The organism is Flavobacterium sp. (genome assembly GCF_039595935.1).
In the GTDB taxonomy this organism is placed as follows: Bacteria; Bacteroidota; Bacteroidia; order Flavobacteriales; family Flavobacteriaceae; genus Flavobacterium.
On record NZ_JBCNKR010000006.1, the window covers coordinates 2,291,655 to 2,311,158 of the forward strand.

The 19,504-nt window shown below is 33.7% G+C and carries 13 protein-coding genes; 11 read left to right on the plus strand and 2 right to left on the minus strand.

Annotated features, from left to right (window positions below):
- Positions 1–124 precede the first annotated feature (124 nt).
- Entirely contained in the window at positions 125–2,920 is a 2,796-nt protein-coding gene (gene uvrA, locus ABDW27_RS19660; RefSeq protein WP_343697437.1) for an excinuclease ABC subunit UvrA, read from the minus strand.
- A 325-nt stretch (positions 2,921–3,245) separates the two neighbouring features.
- Here uvrA and ABDW27_RS19665 point away from each other — a divergent pair, with 325 nt between their 5' ends.
- The 9 genes from ABDW27_RS19665 (at position 3,246) to ABDW27_RS19705 (ending at position 17,782) form a co-directional block, all read left to right on the plus strand.
- The gene (locus ABDW27_RS19665) at positions 3,246–6,047 is read left to right on the plus strand and encodes a triple tyrosine motif-containing protein (RefSeq protein WP_343697438.1); all 2,802 of its coding nucleotides are present in this window, start codon (positions 3,246–3,248) and stop codon (positions 6,045–6,047) included.
- A gap of 241 nt (positions 6,048–6,288) precedes the next feature.
- Positions 6,289–9,324, plus strand: coding sequence for a TonB-dependent receptor (locus ABDW27_RS19670; protein ID WP_343697439.1), 3,036 nt, complete (start codon positions 6,289–6,291; stop codon positions 9,322–9,324).
- 11 nt (positions 9,325–9,335) lie between these two features.
- Positions 9,336–10,835: a RagB/SusD family nutrient uptake outer membrane protein gene (locus ABDW27_RS19675; RefSeq protein WP_343697440.1), complete on the plus strand. Its 1,500-nt coding sequence runs from the start codon at positions 9,336–9,338 to the stop codon at positions 10,833–10,835.
- 12 nt (positions 10,836–10,847) lie between these two features.
- Positions 10,848–12,455 (plus strand): hypothetical protein, encoded by a 1,608-nt coding sequence (locus ABDW27_RS19680; RefSeq protein WP_343697441.1) that lies wholly within the window; start codon positions 10,848–10,850, stop codon positions 12,453–12,455.
- Between the two features lie 56 nt (positions 12,456–12,511).
- Positions 12,512–14,170 (plus strand): family 16 glycosylhydrolase, encoded by a 1,659-nt coding sequence (locus ABDW27_RS19685; protein WP_343697442.1) that lies wholly within the window; start codon positions 12,512–12,514, stop codon positions 14,168–14,170.
- A 71-nt stretch (positions 14,171–14,241) separates the two neighbouring features.
- Positions 14,242–15,000, plus strand: a complete 759-nt coding sequence (locus tag ABDW27_RS19690; RefSeq protein ID WP_343697443.1) for a glycoside hydrolase family 16 protein — start codon at positions 14,242–14,244, stop codon at positions 14,998–15,000.
- A 322-nt stretch (positions 15,001–15,322) separates the two neighbouring features.
- Complete coding sequence (locus tag ABDW27_RS19695; RefSeq protein ID WP_343697444.1) at positions 15,323–15,907, plus strand: sigma-70 family RNA polymerase sigma factor; 585 nt, start codon at positions 15,323–15,325, stop codon at positions 15,905–15,907.
- A gap of 50 nt (positions 15,908–15,957) precedes the next feature.
- Positions 15,958–16,101 carry a hypothetical protein gene (locus ABDW27_RS19700; RefSeq protein WP_309841281.1) on the plus strand — a complete coding sequence of 48 codons (144 nt, stop codon included), beginning with the start codon at positions 15,958–15,960 and terminating at the stop codon, positions 16,099–16,101.
- A 616-nt stretch (positions 16,102–16,717) separates the two neighbouring features.
- Complete coding sequence (locus ABDW27_RS19705; protein WP_343697445.1) at positions 16,718–17,782, plus strand: hypothetical protein; 1,065 nt, start codon at positions 16,718–16,720, stop codon at positions 17,780–17,782.
- Positions 17,783–17,798: 16 nt separating this feature from the next.
- Here ABDW27_RS19705 and nth read toward each other — a convergent pair whose 3' ends face one another.
- Entirely contained in the window at positions 17,799–18,455 is a 657-nt protein-coding gene (nth, locus tag ABDW27_RS19710) for an endonuclease III (protein ID WP_343697446.1), read from the minus strand.
- Positions 18,456–18,698: 243 nt separating this feature from the next.
- Between nth and ABDW27_RS19715 the strand changes: the two genes are divergently transcribed.
- The gene (locus ABDW27_RS19715) at positions 18,699–18,998 is read left to right on the plus strand and encodes a hypothetical protein (protein ID WP_343697447.1); all 300 of its coding nucleotides are present in this window, start codon (positions 18,699–18,701) and stop codon (positions 18,996–18,998) included.
- A 47-nt stretch (positions 18,999–19,045) separates the two neighbouring features.
- Positions 19,046–19,498, plus strand: a complete 453-nt coding sequence (gene bcp / locus ABDW27_RS19720) for a thioredoxin-dependent thiol peroxidase (protein WP_343697448.1) — start codon at positions 19,046–19,048, stop codon at positions 19,496–19,498.
- Positions 19,499–19,504 lie beyond the last annotated feature (6 nt).

Consider the following 19,504-nt stretch of genomic DNA (forward strand, 5'->3'; position numbering starts at 1 on the left):
TTAAGCTATATGCAAAACATTATTAAATTAAAAAAGCGGTCTATGTTTTACATAGACCGCTTTTTGAGTTTTAGGGCATTTCTAGTAAAAGCCTATAGCTTAAAACTTATTGCCTATAGCGTTATTAAAGTTTATCTTTCAAATAAATTCCGGTAACAGAATCTTTTACTTTAACAATTTCTTCGGGTGTTCCTGCTGCCAATAAATGTCCGCCGTTTTCGCCTCCTTCAGGACCAAGATCAATAATCCAGTCGGCACACTTAATTAGATCTAAATTGTGTTCAATTACAATTATAGAATGTCCTTTTTCGATTAAAGCGTCAAAAGAAGCTAATAATTTTTTGATGTCGTGAAAATGAAGTCCTGTTGTTGGCTCATCAAAAACAAATAAAGCTTTATCTTTTGTAGCACCTTTTACTAAAAACGACGCTAATTTAATACGCTGTGCCTCACCGCCGGATAGAGTAGAAGAAGATTGCCCTAATTGAACATATCCTAATCCAACATCTTGTAAAGGCTGTAATTTTTGTGTAATTTTTGATTGTTTATTTTTTTCAAAAAAAGCAATGGCATCATCAATTGTCATGGTCAAAACATCGTTGATATTTTGATTGTCAAAAGTAACTTCCAGAATTTCTTTTTTAAATCTTTTTCCACCGCAGGTTTCACAAGGAAGAGAAACGTCGGCCATAAAGACCATTTCAACATTTATAGAGCCTTCTCCTTTGCAAGTTTCGCATCTTCCTCCATCAACATTAAAAGAAAAATGTTTAGCCTGATAACCCCTTATTTTTGATAATTTTTCTTTCGCATATAAATCACGAATATCGTCATAAGCTTTAATATAAGTTACAGGATTTGATCTCGAACTTCTTCCGATAGGGTTTTGATCTACATACTCAATATGTTTTATCTGAGAGAATGATCCTGATATTTCACTAAACTGCCCCGCTTTTTCTGAAGCATTTTCCAGTTTTTTCTGCATGGCAGGAAATAGTATTTTCTTAATTAAAGTACTTTTTCCACTTCCTGAAACTCCGGTTACAACCGTTAAAACATCAAGAGGAAAAGTAACATTAATGTTTTTAAGATTGTTTTCTCTGGCTCCAATAATATCAATATGGTTTTTGAATTTTCGTCTTTTCTTCGGAACAGAAATTTCTAAATCGCCATTAAGATATTTTGAAGTAAGCGAATCAGATTTTAAAATCTCAGGATAAGTTCCCTGAGCAACTAATTGACCTCCAAAAGTTCCGGCTTCGGGACCAATATCAATAATCATATCGGCCGCTTTCATAATATCTTCGTCGTGTTCTACCACAATTACCGTATTTCCTAAATCACGAAGCGAAAGCAAAACTTTAATCAAACGCTCAGAGTCTTTTGGATGAAGACCAATACTTGGTTCGTCGAGAATATACATTGAACCAACTAAACTGCTTCCTAATGAAGTAGCAAGATTGATACGCTGCGATTCTCCTCCTGAAAGTGTTGACGAATTTCTATTTAAGGTTAAATAATCTAAACCAACTTCAGTCAAAAACGATAAACGATTATTGATTTCGACCATTAAACGTTTTGCGATTTGCTGTTCGTAAACATTTAGTTCAAGATTTTTGAAAAAAGTAACCAAATGTCTTATTGGAAGATCGACTAAATCTGAAACTGTTTTTCCGCCAATTTTTACATAAGAAGCTTCTTCTCGTAAGCGTTTACCGCGACAGGCATGGCATTTTGTTTTTCCGCGGTAACGCGAAAGCATGACACGGTTTTGAATTTTATAATTTTTTTCTTCAAGTTCTCTAAAGAAATCATTTAGACCCTGAAAATACTTATTTCCAGTCCAGATTAAATCTTTTTGATCTTCTGTAAGTTCAAAATAAGGTTTGTGAATTGGAAAATCGAATTTGTAAGCGTGTTTCACCAATTCGTCTTTATACCAGCTCATACTGTCGCCGCGCCACGGATAAATAGCGCTTTCAAAAACGGATAATGATGTATTTGGAACAACCAAATCAGCGTCGATGCCAATAATATTTCCGTAACCTTCGCAAACCGGGCAAGCTCCATAAGGATTATTAAAGCTAAACAAATGAACGTTTGGTTCAAGGAAAGTAATGCCGTCTAATTCGAAATTGTTTGAATATGAAAAACGTTTATTTGTGCCTAATTCCTGCAGAAAACAAATTCCTTTTCCTTCAAAAAAAGCAGTCTGAACAGCATCTGCAAGACGATTGTAGAATTCTTCTTCTTCTTTTACAACAATACGGTCGATCACCAGCAAAATGTCTTTATTGTCTAATTGATGAAGATTTTCAGGAGAAAACTCATCCAGACGAACCATTTCGTTATCGACTAAAATACGGGCAAAACCCTGTTGTAAAAGGATTTTTAATTTATCTTCCAGCTGACGACCTTCTTCTAAATGAATTGGAGAAAGAAGAAGCCATCTACTATCAATTTCCAGCGTTTTTACATCAGAAATAACATCAGAAACGGTATTTTTTTTCACTTCTTGTCCAGAAATTGGCGAATAAGTTCTTCCAATTCTGGCAAACAAAAGTTTTATGTAATCGTAGATTTCTGTAGAAGTTCCAACTGTCGAACGGGCATTTGTTGTATTTACTTTCTGCTCAATCGCAATTGCCGGAGCAATTCCTTTAATATATTCAACTTTTGGTTTGTCTAAACGCCCCAAAAACTGACGTGCGTATGATGATAAACTTTCAACATAACGGCGTTGTCCTTCTGCATATAAGGTATCAAAAGCTAAACTTGATTTTCCTGATCCCGAAAGTCCTGTAATTACAACAAGTTTATTTCGCGGAATGGCTACATCTACATTTTTTAAATTATGTACTTGTGCACCTTTTATTATAATATTTTGCTTCGGGTCTAGTGTAGAAAGATCAATTTGCATAAAAAAAGTCAATTTTTACAAAAGTAATCAATTTTGAACAGAGTTTTGTTAAGGATATTGTTCCAAATCTTAACAGAATTACCATGTTTTGAATGTTGATTTGAATGAAAATTAATTACTATACGTTTCCCATGGTTTCAACCATGGGCTATGTTGAATATGATTGAGGAAGAAATTAAACATAGCAGCTGTTTTAACCGCTGGAACGCAATATATTTTTTCATCATTAAATCATGGAATCTTTTATTTTACTAAAAATTTGTGGTTTCCATATAAAATATGCTATTTTAGAACTGTTTTAGTACCCTTAAAATCCTGACCAAATTTGAAAACTAAACTATCTGTACTGCTGTTTTTGATGAATTTCCTGCTGTTTTCGCAAGAACTTCCTCCCATTGTTAAATATTCTACTTCTGTTTATGGAGCCGGAAATCAAAGCTGGATGATTTCTCAGGACGATGAAAACTATTTGTATTTTGCTAATAATGATGGACTTTTAGAATATAACGGAACCAGCTGGCAATTGTATCCGGGGCCGAATGAAACCATTATTCGTTCGGTAAAAGTTATTGGTAATAAAGTCTTTACGGGCAGTTATATGAATTTTGGCTACTGGGCCAGAAGCGAAGATGGTAAATTAAAATACACCTCACTCAGCGATAAAATCAAAAATAAAATTCTGGATGATGAGCAGTTTTGGAATATTTTAAAATACGATCAATGGATTCTGTTTCAATCTTTAAACCGAATTTATATTTATGATACCAAAGCCAAAAGGTTTAATATTATTGCACCTAAAAATGGTGTAGTAAAATCATTTGCGACTAAAAATGCGATTTATTTTCAAACAACAAAAGAAGGGCTTTTTGAAATTGAAAGCGGCAGGGCAAAATTAGTTTCAGATAATCCAACTCTGAAGAAATTTACAATTGCGAATGTTTTTGCAACAGATGAAGGTTTGCTAATTCAAACGCAGTTAGATGGAATTTATAAACTTGTTGGAAATTCGCTGACAAGAGTTACTACTGATGTAGATTCAGAATTAAAATCGAGTTTTGTTTACAGCAGCCAGCGTCTTCAGGACGGAAGTTTTGCATTAGGAACAGTTTCAAACGGAGTTTTTATTTTATCAGATAAAGGAAAACTAAAATATCATTTAACGCAAAGCAAAGGTTTGAGTAATAATACCGCTTTGTCTCTTTTTGAAGATAAAGACCAGAATTTATGGGTTGGACTTGACAACGGAATTAACTGTATCAACATTCAGTCACCTGTTCATAGTTTTACAGATGATACAGGAGTTTTAGGAACGGTTTACGCATCGGCAGTTTTTAACGGAATGCTGTACATTGGAACCAATCAGGGATTGTTTTGTAAGCCAACGCAAAGCAATTCTGAATTCAAATTTATAAATGGTACAAAAGGTCAGGTTTGGTCTTTGTTTACTTATGATAATACACTTTTCTGCGGACACGATTCCGGAACTTTTATCGTTACAAATGATTCGGCGAGAAGTATATTTTCAGCTTCGGGAACCTGGAAATTTGAACCGGTTCCGGGAAATAAAAATCAGTTAATTCAGGGAAATTATTATGGACTTTCGGTTTTAGAAAAAATAAATAATCAATGGATTTTTAAAAACAAAATTCATGGGTTTGATTATTCTTCCCGTTATTTCGAAATCACAAAAAATCTCGATGTCTATGTGAGCCACGAATACAAAGGAATTTTTAGATTAAAACTAGGCAAATCACTTTTAAAAGCACATGATTTTTATACTTACAAATCTCCTCAAAAAGGAAACAGCGCCAGTTTAACCACTTTTAATAATTCGATTTATTATGCTTACAAAGGCGGAATTTTTAAATTAAATCCTAAAACCAGACAATTTGAAAAAGATACTGTTTTGAGTTCAATTTTCGAAAAAGACGAATATACATCAGGAAAATTAATTGTAGATAATTCAAACAAAATCTGGTTATTTTCTAAAAACTACATTCATTATTTTTCGGCCAGTAAATTAAGTAATCAGTTAAAGCAGAATATAATTCCGATTCCGTCTTCGCTAACCAATTCAATGTTAGGTTATGAAAATATTACACAAATTTCAAAATCAACTTATTTAATTGGAACTACTGATGGTTATTATACTTTAAATATTGATGATTTGAGTTTTAAAAACTACAGCGTTTTTATTACTGATATCACCATAAATAAACAAAACGAAAACTTCAAAAATGTCGGAATTACAAGTGAAGGTAGTTTCCGTCACGACGAAAATAACATCACGCTCAATTACACGGTACCTGAGTACAATAAGTATATTAATTCTGAATATCAATATTCGCTGGAAGGTTTTCAAAATGAATGGAGCGAATGGAGTACAAAAGCAACGGCAAATTTTAAAAACCTGCCTCCGGGAAAATATACTTTTAAAGTAAGAGCAAAATATGCCAATACCATTCTGCCAAATACAGCCGTTTATACATTTGTGGTTTTGAAACCTTGGTATTTAACAAATCTTGCTTGTTTCATATATCTCCTTTTAATGATTGCACTCGGATATTTTATTAATAAAGCGTATCGTAATTATTATCAAAAACAAAAAGAAAAGCTTATTGAAGAAAATAATCTTCTTTTAGAAATTAAAGAATTAGAAAACGAGCAGGAATTAATGCGAATTCGTAATGAACAGCTTTCTCAGGACGTTGATAATAAAAATCGCGAACTCGCAGTTTCGACAATGAGTTTGAATAGTAAAAACGAATTATTAGCTTTTATTAAAGAAGATTTAAAGAAAACAGCCCAAAACGACAGTTCAAATATCAAATCTGTAATTAGTACGATTAATAAAAATATTACCGAAGAAGATTCGTGGAATGTATTTAAAGAAGCATTCGATAATGCCGATAAAGATTTCTTAAAAAGAATAAAACAAATGCATCCGGCCTTAACGCCAAACGACCTGCGTTTATGTGCTTATCTTCGATTAAATCTATCTTCAAAAGAGATTGCTCCAATGTTTAATATTTCGGTTCGAAGTGTTGAGATAAAAAGGTATCGTTTGCGTAAAAAAATGGATTTGCAGCACGAAATCGGTTTAGTTGAATATATTCTGGCTGTATAGTATTTCAAAAAGCGGCTCAAAAAAACTATACATTACCACAACATTATGCTTTTATTGGGAAAACAGAGCGGAAATGTTAAAGAAATTAACATTGAGAAATTATAGTTATACAGCGGTGTATTTTATGATATCCTAAATTTAGAGTAGATTTTTTTATGATGTATGTTTTTTGTTGAGGTTAATTTTATCGTTTTCATAAAGGGAACAGATAAATTTAGCTTTCAATAAAAACTAACTAATTATGAAATCTAAGTTATTACTAATTGTACTCTCACTGTGTACATCTTTTGCCTTTGCGCAATCTATAGATGTAAGCGGTACGGTAGTAGATGGGTCAGGACTAGCATTGCCTGGCGTTAATGTAAAAGTTAAAAGTTCGTCACAAAACACAACCACCGATTTTGACGGATCTTTTAAGTTATCGGGAGTTTCGAAGGGAGCTTCTGTTGTTTTTAGTTACATAGGCTACAGAACTCAGGAAGTTGTAGTTTCCGGAACTAAAATGACTGTAAAAATGGCCGACGACGCCAAGTCTCTTGACGAAGTCGTTGTTATTGGTTATGGTACTCAAAAGAAAAGAGAAGTTACCGGAGCTGTTTCTGTTGTAGACAGCAAAACACTTGATATCTTGAAACCAGCAAGAATCGAGCAGGCTTTACAAGGAACTGTTTCAGGGGTAAACGTAACGACGCAGTCAGGAGCGCCGGGTGCACCATTGGATATTCGTATTCGTGGTATAGCCACAAACGGACAAAATGCGCCAACTGTTATTATTGATGGGTATGTTGGAGATTTAGGTCTTTTAAGTCCAAATGATATTGAAACCATTACCGTTTTAAAAGATGCTCAGGCCGCAATTTATGGTACTATTGGAGCAAACGGAATCATTTTGGTAACGACTAAAATGGGTAAAAAGAATACTAAAACCAGAGTTTCGTTTAACAGTTATGCTGGTTTTCAGGAAACTTCAAGAAAATTACCAACTTTAAACGCTACAGAATATGCACTTTTATTAAATGAAAGTTATGCAAATGGAGGAAGACCGCTTCCTTATCCAAATGTTTCTGGTTTAGGTTCCGGAACAGACTGGCAGAAAGAAGTTTTTCAAAAAGCTCCAATTATTAATAACGATTTGACAATTTCCGGAGGATCTGATAAACTTACATATTCTATCAGTGGATCGCATTTAGATCAGGAAGGTATTGTTGGCGGAGATAAATCTGGTTTCTTAAGAAATACGGCAAGACTTGGTTTAAGTGCAGACCTAAGCGATAAATTCAAATTAAAAACAAACGTTATTTATACGTATTTCACAAGAAAAACATTAAACGAAAACGGATTGGGTTCTGTATTGTTTAATGCACTTAACGTTCCTGCAACTTTAAAACCATATGATGCAAATGGCGAATTTACTTTAGTGCCAAGTACAACAGGTTTAGGAAATGAGATTATTAACCCGCTTGCTCAGATTGCTAATACATATAATGATTACAATTATAAAAAACTGAACGGAAACTTTGGTCTTGATTACAAAATTTTCAAAGGATTTACACTTTCAAGTTCAATCGGTTTTAATACTTCAAATAGTGAAGGTAAATCTTTCGCAAAGCAAATTAGTTATGGCGGAAAAGTATTTGACGTTCAAAGAAGTTCTGTTAATCAATCGGCAGTAAATGATAACAATTATTCATTTGACCTTTTTGGAACTTACACCACAAAAATTGCAGACGCACATAATGTTACAGGAACTCTTGGTACAACTATTTTTAAAGAATGGGGTAACGGACTTTCTGCAACAGGTTTTGATGTTCCTAATAACTCTTGGGAATTTGCCGATATTTCTTTAACAAAAGGAGTTTCAGCAACCTTAACAAACAGTTCATACGTTTATGATCAAAGAAGATTATCTTATTTTGGAAGACTTCAATACGATTATAAAGGAAAGTATTTATTATCTGGAATGCTTCGTCGTGATTCTTCTACAAAATTTGGACCTGGAAACAAAGTGGGATATTTTCCATCATTCACTGCAGGTTGGGTAGTTTCTGAAGAAGGATTTTTTGGAACTCCTAAATTTATTAATTTCTTGAAATTAAGAGGAAGTTACGGTACTTTAGGAAATGATCAAATCCAGAATTATGGATATTTAGGACTTTTAAACGGAGAAGCAACGTATGTTTTTGATGGTACTTTAGTAAACGGAACAGCAGGAGGACAAGTTCCTAACCCGGATTTGAAATGGGAAGAAGCACAGAAATTTGACGTCGGTTTAGATTTAAAAGTTTTAAATGATAAAGTTTTCATCGTAGCAGATTATTTCATCGATACCAGAAAAGATTTATTGATTCAAAATATTCCGGTTTCAGGAATTACAGGTACAGGTGCTCCAGGTGCAAGTGCTCCAACTTTAAATGCAGGATCTGTTAGAAATAAAGGTTTTGAATTCTCTGTTGAGTATAAAGATAAAATTTCTGATTCATTCTCATTTAGTCTAGCTTACAATGTAACATTCCTTAAAAATGAAGTGTTAGAAGTAAACAACGGAACAGGATTTATCGAGACTGGTGCTTTTGGTGTAGGACAACCAGCTGCAGCACGTATGGAAGTAGGAAAACCAATTGGATATTTCTATGGATATAAAACAGACGGAATTTTCCAAAATCAGGCAGAAGTTGATGCTCATCCATCACAAGTTGCTTTAGGAGCTGCTGCAGCGCCGGGAGATCTTCGTTATGTTGATGTAAATGGCGATGGTGTAATTGATACAAAAGATAAAACAAACATTGGAGATCCAATTCCGGATGCAACAATGGGATTCAATCTTCAGTTAAATTATAAAAACGTAGATTTCGCCGTTTATACTTTTGCTTCAGTAGGAAACGATATGATTCGTAACTACGAAAGAACACTTTCTGATGCTAATCGTTTAAATTATGTTTTAGACAGATGGACAGGAGAAGGATCAACAAATTCAACACCTAGAGTGACAACAGGAGCAACATCAAACAATGTACTTTCTAGTTATTTTGTTGAAGATGCTTCTTATTTCAGAATCCAAAATGTTCAGTTAGGATATTCACTTAGTCCTAGCGTTACTCAAAAAGTGGGAATCTCAAAATTAAGACTTTATGCAGGAGTAAATAACCTATACACATTTACCAAATATAAAGGTTTTGATCCGGGAGCTTCTAGCGGTGCGCCAATTGGTGGAGGAATCGATTACGGATTCTACCCAATTCCAAGAACCTATTTAATGGGGCTTAACATTAATTTCTAATTCTAATGAAAATGAAAAAATATTTCTTTACAACCGTTATAACTCTTACTCTGTTTTCGACCTTGTGTATTTCTTGTTCGGATGAGTTTGTAGACCCTAAAGTAGAATATTCAATAGATTCTGAAAACTATTTTAATTCAAAAGCAGATTACGATCAGGCTTTAATTGCTGCTTACGATTTGCTTCAATCTTCATATGCAAATGTTATATTGGGAGAAATTGCTTCAGATAATACATTATGTGGAGGAGAAAGCCCAACGGATGTTATTGGATGGCAGCAAATTGACGATATGATCCATACGCCGACAAACAGCAATTTAAGAGACATCTGGAACTGGATGTTTGCAGGAGTTCAAAGAGCTAATTATATTCTTGAATTTAAGGATAAAACCGATTTTCCTGAAAAAACACAAGTTATTGCCGAGGCACGTTTTTTAAGAGCTTATTATCAGTTTGAATTAGTAAAATGGTTTGGCGGTATTCCGATGAAAGGTGATGCAAGATTTAAAATTGGAGACGAAAAAACAATACCACGTTCATCAGTTCAGGAAGTATATGCATCAATCGAAGCTGATTTAATTTTTGCTTCTGCTAATCTGGCGCCAAATGCTTCTCAAAAAGGCCGTGCAACAAAAAGTGCAGCTCAGGCTTTATTAGGAAAAGCCTATTTATATCAAAATAAATATACTCAGGCAGCCGCAGCATTAGAGTCTGTAATCACTTCAGGAAAATATTCTTTAGTAACAGATTATAATTCAATTTTTGAAATGGATGGAGAAAACGGACCAGAATCTATTTTTGAAGTGCAGTACACAGATGTTGAAGGAGCTGGATTTGGATGTTTACAATGTAGTGAAGGTAACGTAGCAGTTGGTTTCAGCGGTGTTAGAAACTTTTCAGGACCACTTTTCTCTTCAGGATTTAGTTTTAATGTACCAACTCAGGAAGCTGCAGATGCTTTTGAAGTGGGAGACAGACGTAAAGATGTTGCCATTTTAGACATCGCTGCTTTTGCTGCTGCAAATGCTAATTACGATGGAGGAAAAGGAGTTAGCTACGGAAAAGGAAATGAAGACACAGGTTTCTTCAACAGAAAATATCTTCCAAGAAAAAGAAGCTCAAATGCTCAGGGAGATTTAAACTTAACAAATCCAAATAACTATAGAGCAATTCGTTATGCAGATGTTCTTTTGATGGCTGCTGAAGCTTATAACAGAGGCGGAATTGATGACGGAAAAGCAAGAACATACTTAAACCTTGTTAGACAGCGTGCATTTGGAGACAACAACCATAATATCACAGCTTCTGGAGCTGCTTTAACAGATTTTATCTGGGCAGAAAGAAGAGTAGAGCTTTTGGGAGAAGGACATCGTTTCTTTGATTTAGTAAGAACTGGTAAAGCTGTTGGAACAATTCCTGGATTTACAGCAAATAAAAACGAATTATTCCCGCTTCCAATCGAAGAAATTCAATTCGCAAACGGAAACTGGCAGCAAAATCCTGGATATTAAAAAAATACTATTATGAAAAAATTACATTATATATTAAGTCTTGTCGTTTTAACGCTATTCTTTAGCTGTTCAAGCGACGACAGCAATATTGATTTGGATGGTGTTACCGCACCAGCAGACATATCTGCTTTGACAACTGTAACTCAGGATAATTCAGGTAAAGTAACTTTTTTACCTAAAGGAGAAGGAGTAACACAATACAAAATAAACTTTGGAGACGGATCACCTGAATCTGATTATTTTCCTTCAGGCGGAACAGTTACACACGTTTATAAAGAAGGAACTTACCAAAGCAAAATTATTGCAATGGGGATCACAGGGAAAACTACAGAAGTAACGCAGCAAGTTGTAGTTTCGTTTAGAGCTCCTGAAAATTTAGTAGTAGTTATAACAAACGATTTATCAGTTTCTAAAAAAGTAACCGTAAAAGCAACTGCAGATTTTGCTTTGTTTTATGATGTGTATTTTGGAGAAGCAGGAAAACCAGACCCAATTTCGGCTAATAATGGCGAATCAGTTTCATATACGTATCAGGAAGCTGGAGTTTACACGATTCGTGTAGTTTCAAAAAGTGCTGCGATTAAAACAACTGAGCATACAGAACAGTTTGAAGCAAAACTGGTATTAAACCCAACAACTTCTGCACCAACGCCTCCAAACAGAGCAGCAGGAAACGTAATTTCTATTTACGGTTCTAAATACACAAATGTTGCCGGAACAAACTATTTCCCTGATTGGGGACAAGCAGGACAAGGAAGCAGCTGGACAGAATTTGATCTTAATGGAGACAAAATGTTGAATTATATCAAATTAAGCTACCAGGGAATTGCTTTAGCAGATAATGTAACAGTTGACGTTTCTGGAATGGATTACATCCACATGGATGTTTGGACAGCAGATTTACAAAAAATCGAGACATCATTAATCAGTAAAACAAATGGTGAAAAACCAGTTACAAGAGATCTTACAGCTAATCAATGGACAAGTATTGATATTCCAATCTCAGCATTTACAAGTCAGGGATTAACAGTAGCCGATATTTTCCAATTGAAATTTGTTGGAACTCCTTGGGCTGGAGGAACTGTATTTATAGATAATATTTATTTCTATAAAGATGTTGAAACATTAAGTACTCCTGCGCCAACACCAAATGTAGCGGCAGCAAATGTTATTTCATTATTCAGCGATGCATATTCTAATATTCCAATTCAAACTTGGCGTACAGACTGGTCTGCAGCAACACTTGAAGAAACAGCAGTTGCAGGAAATGCAGTAAAAAAATATTCAGATTTAAATTTCGTAGGTATTGAGCCGGTTACAACAATTGATGCTACAGGAATGACGCATTTCCATGTAGATGTTTGGTCTTCGGATTATACAGAATTCAGAATTAAATTAGTTGATTTTGGAGCAAACGGAGTTTATAACGGAGGAGGAGATGATAAAGAGCACGAACTTAAGTTTACAGCTCCGGCACAAGGACAATGGGTAAGTTTAGATATTCCTTTAAGTGATTTTACAGGATTAACTACAAGAGCTCATATTGCGCAGCTTATTTATTCAGGAAACCCAAGCGGAAGTCATACCATTTACATTGACAACGTTTATTTCCATAAATAAGAGCAAATCTTATCAACGAAATTAAAATGAGTTTACATTTTATAAAAAATAACAAAATGAAAAAATATAATAAATACTTCGTATTACTTTTTGCTCTGCTGTTAGCAATAAGTTGTCAAAAAGACGATTATTCTTTTGGCGATTTAACGGCTCCTTCAAACATTCAGGTTACAGCTGAGATTGTAGGTAAAACTGCCGATGATCCAAACGGAGACGGATCAGGAACTGTAAAATTTACTTCAAAAGCAGATGGTGCAGTTTCCTATAAATATGTTTTTAGCGACGGAACTTCAGAGACTTCACCAAGCGGAATTTTCACAAAACGTTTCACAAAAACGGGTGTAAATACCTATACAGTTACTGTAATTGCAAACGGTAGGGGTGGTGTAGCATCAAACACAACAGTAGATGTTACTGTATTAAGTAACTTTAGCGACGACGAAGCAGTTCAGTTCTTAACCGCTGGTACCTCTAAAAAATGGTATTGGTCAGCTTCAGAAGCAGGACACTTAGGAGTTGGTCAAAACGATGGAGATGCAACTAAAAACTACTATGCAAACTACTATCAGGCAGGACCATTTGAAAAAGCGGGTTCACCAGCAAGCAGCTGTTTATATGAAAACGAGTTGACTTTCTCTTTAGTTGACGGACAATTGAAATATGAATTAGACAATGGCGGATCAACATTCTTTAATGCTGCATTTACAAGTGTAGCAGGAGGAAGTGGACCAGATGATGCTTGTTTATCTTATAACGCAAGCGGAGTTAAAAACGTTTCATTAAGCCCATCAGAATCTGTTGTGACTAAAAACCCTAACCATGCAACACAAACAAGAGGAACTATGTTGAATTTCTCTGATGGTGGATTTATGGGGTACTATATTGGCCAAAGTTCTTACGAGATCTTATCTATCACAGCCAACAGAATGGTAGTAAGAGCTGTAATGGGAGGAAATCCTGCATTAGCCTGGTATCATATTTTTACCACTACAAAGCCAACTCAAAATCCAACAACAGATTATACAAATCTGGTTTGGTCAGATGAGTTCAATACAGATGGAGCTCCTGATGCAACAAAATGGAATTATGATTTAGGAAGAGGCGATAACGGCTGGGGAAATAATGAAAAACAAAATTATACCAACTCAGCTTCAAACATCAAAGTAGAAGGCGGAAACTTAGTAATTACAGCTAAAAAAGAAGCTTCTGGAGGAGCTGATTACTCTTCTGCAAGATTAAAATCAGATGCTAAATTTGCTTTCACTTACGGAAAAGTTGAGGTTCGTGCTAAACTTCCTGCTGGTGCGGGAACATGGCCGGCGATTTGGATGTTAGGACAAAATTATGCGACCAAACCTTGGCCGGCTTGTGGGGAAATAGATATTATGGAACACGTGGGCAACAACCAAAACGTAATACTTAGTACACTTCATTACCCTGGACATTCAGGCGGAAACGGAAATACAGCATCAAAAACATATGCCAATGTTTCAACAGAATTCCATGTTTATAAATTAATATGGAGCCCTACATCAGTAAAAACGTATGTAGACGACGATTTACTTCATTCTGTAGCAAACGATGGTTCTTTACCTTTTAACAGCGACTTTTTCATGATTTTAAATGTAGCAATGGGAGGTAATTTAGGCGGAAATATTGACAGTGCATTTACGCAGGCATCTATGCAGATTGACTACGTGAGAATCTATCAATAGAATTGGAGTTAATTAATTAGTAATTTTGAGAAGGTCAGTTTCGGCTGGCCTTCTTATTTTAAAATAAGATTATGAAAAAAATAATTTTACTATTGTTAATCAGCGGTTTTTCGCATGCGCAGGAAGTAAAAAGAAAATTAGTCTGGGAAGAAGATTTTAATAAGAAAAACATAAACGAAAAAGTCTGGAATTTCGAACTTGGTGACGGATGTCCAAACCTTTGCGGATACGGAAATAATGAAAGACAGATTTATACCAAAACCAATCACGAGATTAAAGATGGAAATCTGATTATCGAAGCCAGAAAAGAAGGAACTAAATATACTTCGACAAAAATTACCACAAAAGGCAAAAAAGAATTTAAATACGGCCGCATCGAAGCCAGAGCAAAACTCCCAATTGGTCACGGATTATGGCCGGCATTCTGGATGCTGGGTGCTAATATAGATGAAGTAAAATGGCCAAAAACAGGAGAAATTGATATTTTAGAATATATCGGAAGAGATCCTCACATGGTTTATACAACGCTTCATACGCAAGACAGTCACGGAAATACAATTAATACAAAGCGAACAGAATTTCCAAATATTGAAGAAGGATATCATGTATATGCAATTGAATGGAATAAAGAAAAGATTGACTTTTTTGTAGATCAAACATTGGTTTATACGTTCAACCCGCCAGTAAAAAATGAAGATACATGGCCTTTTGATAAGCCATTTTATATCATAGTAAATTTAGCTATTGGAGGTAATTTTGGAGGTCCTGAAGTAGATGATTCAGTTTTTCCTCAAAAATATTACGTTGATTACGTAAGAGTTTACCAATAAAAATAAATAGTTTGAGTTTTTGTAGTCAGAACAGTTTGTGAATAACTTAAATATTTAGTTATGAGTTATTTGCAACTGTTTTTGAAATAATAAAAACAGAAATCAGTTTCCGTTTTTTTTAACGTTTTTGGTCGAAAAAAAACTTTACAACAAAAAAAAAGACATTTTATTGTTAATTATTATTCTTTTTGTTTGCTTTTTAAAATAAATATTTGTTAAATTTGGTCACAATATTAACATAACTAAAAAAAGATCCGCCTATTACATAAAATTACTTTTTAGAAAAATTACTCCAAATTATTAAAACTAAAAAAGTAGTATTATGGCTGATCTGCAAACTCCAGACGCTCTATTAGTAAAAAATTATGTTGACGGCAATGAAGCTGCCCTGGCAACATTAATTAAAAGGCACGAATCTAAGATATATGGTTTTATATATTCTAAGATAGCTGATAGAGATATTTCAAATGATATTTTTCAGGATACTTTTATTAAAGTAATCAAAACTTTAAAAAGCAATTCTTATAACGAAGAAGGCAAATTCCTGCCTTGGGTTATGCGTATTTCTCATAATTTAATTGTAGATCACTTTCGCAAAACCAAAAAAATGCCAATGTACAGAGAAACCGAAGAGTTTTCAATTTTTTCAATCATGTCTGATGATTCATTAAATATTGAAGGCAGAATGATTGTAGATCAGGTAGAAATGGATTTAAAAAGGTTAATCGAAGAACTTCCGGATGACCAGAAAGAAGTATTGGTAATGAGAATGTATCAGGATATGAGTTTCAAAGAAATTTCAGAATTAACTGATGTAAGTATCAATACAGCATTGGGTAGAATGCGTTATGCTTTGATGAATTTGAGAAAAATTATTGATAAACATCAAATTATTTTAACCAACTAATACTAATTTGAAAATTAGTCCGTTATACTTGTATAAAACATTTACACAGTATGGCGAAAATTTACTCAAAAAAAGCATTAGCTTCTAAAGATTTAAAACCAAAAAAAGAAGTCATTTCTTTTTTGCTAAATTATTCACAAGCTCTAACAGTTGTGAAAATCGAAGATAAAAATTTTGAGATTATAGCTAATTAAGCAGCCCGCCTGAAAGGTCGGATGTTTATTTCGAAAGAAAAACCAAATGGTCGTTTTGGTTAAAAGCTCACTAGTTGTATACGCATACAGGTAGTGAGTTTTTTTTATGCTTTTAATTTTCTTTGTAAAAAGTTGTACTAAAAACATTTGGTATCTCTCTCATAAACTTTTTGTTTACCTGAAATTGACCTGAAAATTATATTTAGGTAAAATTTGTTTTTTGTTAAAATTTAATATTTTTATGAAAAACATTTCTTTATTCGATAATAAATTTTATTTTAGTTAAAAAATAATTACTATTTAATTAAAAATGAAGAATTTTTCGTATTAAAACAACTAATTAAAAGAAGTTTAGATAAATAATAAAAAAATAATGTCCCACCAATAACCAGAAATTTATGAAGAAAAACTACACTGCTTTATTTCGTTTTGATTGTAAGGTTTCTTAATCCTTTTCTAAGAAACCAAATTATAGGAAATTGAATCTAAGGATATATGGCAATTTTTCTCTGATTTTAATTTTCTCTTTCGCAAGTTGAAAAATGTCTAATTCATCATTGTGAAAAAATCACCAAAAAACCAAAAATCTATTATAACAATCAAATCTAACCGAAATATGAAAAAGAACCTAAAGATGTTACTATTTCTATTATTGATAAATGTTGCAGCATTTGCTCAAAAAGATCAAATAAAAGAAGCACAGGCTTTGTATGATAAAGGAAAAACCGAAGATGCATTGGCAGTTTTAAAAAAAATAGAATATTTAATAGTAAATGCTTCAGATACAGATAAATCTGATTTCTTTTATTTAAAAGGAAATGTATGCAAAGACTTAGCCGCTAAAAACATTGATGCTGTAAATAATTTTGCTCAGGCGTCGAGTGCGTTTCAGGATATTCTTTTATATGAAAATGATTCGCGTAATTATAAGTATGCCTTTAAAGCAAACTTAGCATTAAAAGCCATGAAATCTACACTTGTAGATGGAGCTTTTAAAGATTACAAAGCCGGAAACTACAAAGAAAGTGCAGGAAAAAGTTACGAAGTATATTTAATTGACAGAAAAGATACCTTAAACCTGCTGAATGCAGCCGGAGCATCTTTAACAGGAAAAGATTATGTTTCTGCTATAAAATATTACGAAGAACTTAGAAAAATAAACTACACCGGAAAAGGAACTATTTATTACGCAACAAACAAAAAAACGAAAGAAGAAGAAGCTTTTATTTCTATGAGTGCCAGAGAATCAAATATTCAGGCTGGATTATATGAAAAACCAAGGAATGTTTCTCCGCCGTCTAAAAAAGAAGAAGTTTTGATTTCTTTAGCCTATTCTTATCTGGAAAGAAACGACTACGCAAATGCGTCAAAATATTACGAAACGGATTTACAGTTAAATCCAAAATGTATGGATTGCTACATTAATCTTACTTACGTAAAAATGCAGCTTAAAAAAGAATTGGTAAACCAGATGGATCAGCTTGGAAATACTCCGAAAGAACAAAAAGAGTACGAAAAACTGAATGCTCAAAAAGACGAAATTGTTAGAAGTGCTATTCCGTACCTGCAAAAAGCGCTGACGATTGAGCCTAAAAACGAAGACGTAATAAAGTCTCTTTTAGGAGTTTACCGAGCGCTTGATATGACAAATGAATATAATGCCTTAAAAAACGGCATGTAAAATAAATAAGAAGCTGCTAAACTTTCTTTTTAGCAGCTTCTTCTATTATAGATTTTTTACCAATTGTTCTGGTAATAATATCTTTTTCTAAGCTCCATCCGCGGGCAGGTGAATACTCTCTTCCGTACCAAATAATCTGCAAATGAAGATCGTTCCATAGATCTCTTGGAAATAATCTTTTCGCATCTTTTTCAGTTTGTGCAACACTTTTTCCGTTAGAAAGATTCCATCTGTGCATCAATCTGTGAATGTGTGTATCAACCGGAAAAGCCGGAACACCAAACGCCTGAGACATTACAACACTTGCTGTTTTGTGTCCAACAGCCGGTAAAGCCTCAAGCGCTTCAAAACTTTGCGGAACTTCACCATTATGTTTCTCAATTAAAATTTCAGACAAACCGTGAATTCCTTTTGATTTCATCGGCGACAAACCACACGGACGAATAATTTCTTTTATTTCTTCCACAGACATTTTTACCATATCATACGGATTATCGGCTTTTGCAAATAATAAAGGCGTAATCTGGTTCACGCGAACATCAGTACATTGAGCCGAAAGTAAAACAGCAATTAATAAGGTATAGGGATCTTTATGGTCAAGCGGTACAGGTATAGTAGGGTAGAGTTCTTTTAGTGTATCTATAACAAATTGCACACGGGCTTCTTTATTCATTTTTGTATATTTAATCCCGTAAAAATAGTATAATTTTGATGATGTGCCTAATCCAGCTTTTCGTTTCAACTCCTCATTATGCTAGTAAGATTTTTAAGTATTTAAAAGAGCTTCCGTCGGTCGCTTTTTAAATACAAAAAATGTAAACTATCATAATTCCGGGGTTTTCACTTCAATCTGGGGCAATTCCAGTATTTGTATTTGAAATTTAATTATCTTAGAATTGTATAAAATAACAAATAGATGCTGAAATTTTTAAAATTATATTTTATCGAAATATTATTAATAATGCTCATAATTTGCATTGTCTATCTTCAAAGAAGTTGGCTTTGTGATACTTATAATCGAGAGGTAGATTTGCATCTTATAAGTTTAAAAAATGGAATAAAAGCTGAAGATGGTATAGAGAATATGAAATCCTTTGCAGAGCAATCGAAAGAACACTTTTCCTATCAATTGGATCGTTTAATAGCTTTTGCTTTAGGAGGATTTGCTATAATAATCATTATGCAATTTAATAAGAGAAAAAAAATAATGATTTAGAATCTAAAATCTAAAATCAACAATCTAAAATCTAAAATAAAAAAAATATGACAACATTAAAAGCCGGAGATAAAGCGCCAAATTTTTCAGGAATTGATCAGGATGGTAAAACACATAAATTAGCTGATTATGCAGGAAAAAAATTAGTAGTTTTCTTTTATCCAAAAGCAAGTACGCCGGGCTGTACAGCAGAAGCTTGTGACTTGAGGGATAATTTTCATCGTTTTCAGGCAAATAATTATGAACTTCTTGGTGTAAGCGCCGACAGCCAGAAAGCGCAAGTTAAATTCAAAGAAAAATACGAATTACCATTTCCTTTATTAGCAGATGAAGACAAATCTGTAATCAATGCTTTTGGCGTTTGGGGACCAAAGAAATTTATGGGAAAAGAATATGACGGAATTCACAGAACTACTTTTGTAATCAACGAAAAAGGAATTATTGATGAGGTAATTGAAAACGTAAAAACAAAAGAACACGCAGCGCAGATTTTGAAATAATGTTTT

Excerpts from the sequence above, each read along its gene's own strand:
- ABDW27_RS19700 (WP_309841281.1), top strand. The coding sequence starts at position 15,958 with ATGGCGAAAATTTACTCAAAAAAAGCATTAGCTTCTAAAGATTTAAAA.
- ABDW27_RS19670 (WP_343697439.1), top strand. The coding sequence starts at position 6,289 with ATGAAATCTAAGTTATTACTAATTGTACTCTCACTGTGTACATCTTTT.
- uvrA (WP_343697437.1), bottom strand. The coding sequence starts at position 2,920 with ATGCAAATTGATCTTTCTACACTAGACCCGAAGCAAAATATTATAATA.
- ABDW27_RS19695 (WP_343697444.1), top strand. The coding sequence starts at position 15,323 with ATGGCTGATCTGCAAACTCCAGACGCTCTATTAGTAAAAAATTATGTT.
- nth (WP_343697446.1), bottom strand. The coding sequence starts at position 18,455 with ATGAATAAAGAAGCCCGTGTGCAATTTGTTATAGATACACTAAAAGAA.
- ABDW27_RS19675 (WP_343697440.1), top strand. The coding sequence starts at position 9,336 with ATGAAAAAATATTTCTTTACAACCGTTATAACTCTTACTCTGTTTTCG.
- ABDW27_RS19685 (WP_343697442.1), top strand. The coding sequence starts at position 12,512 with ATGAAAAAATATAATAAATACTTCGTATTACTTTTTGCTCTGCTGTTA.
- bcp (WP_343697448.1), top strand. The coding sequence starts at position 19,046 with ATGACAACATTAAAAGCCGGAGATAAAGCGCCAAATTTTTCAGGAATT.
- ABDW27_RS19715 (WP_343697447.1), top strand. The coding sequence starts at position 18,699 with ATGCTGAAATTTTTAAAATTATATTTTATCGAAATATTATTAATAATG.
- ABDW27_RS19680 (WP_343697441.1), top strand. The coding sequence starts at position 10,848 with ATGAAAAAATTACATTATATATTAAGTCTTGTCGTTTTAACGCTATTC.
- ABDW27_RS19705 (WP_343697445.1), top strand. The coding sequence starts at position 16,718 with ATGAAAAAGAACCTAAAGATGTTACTATTTCTATTATTGATAAATGTT.
- ABDW27_RS19690 (WP_343697443.1), top strand. The coding sequence starts at position 14,242 with ATGAAAAAAATAATTTTACTATTGTTAATCAGCGGTTTTTCGCATGCG.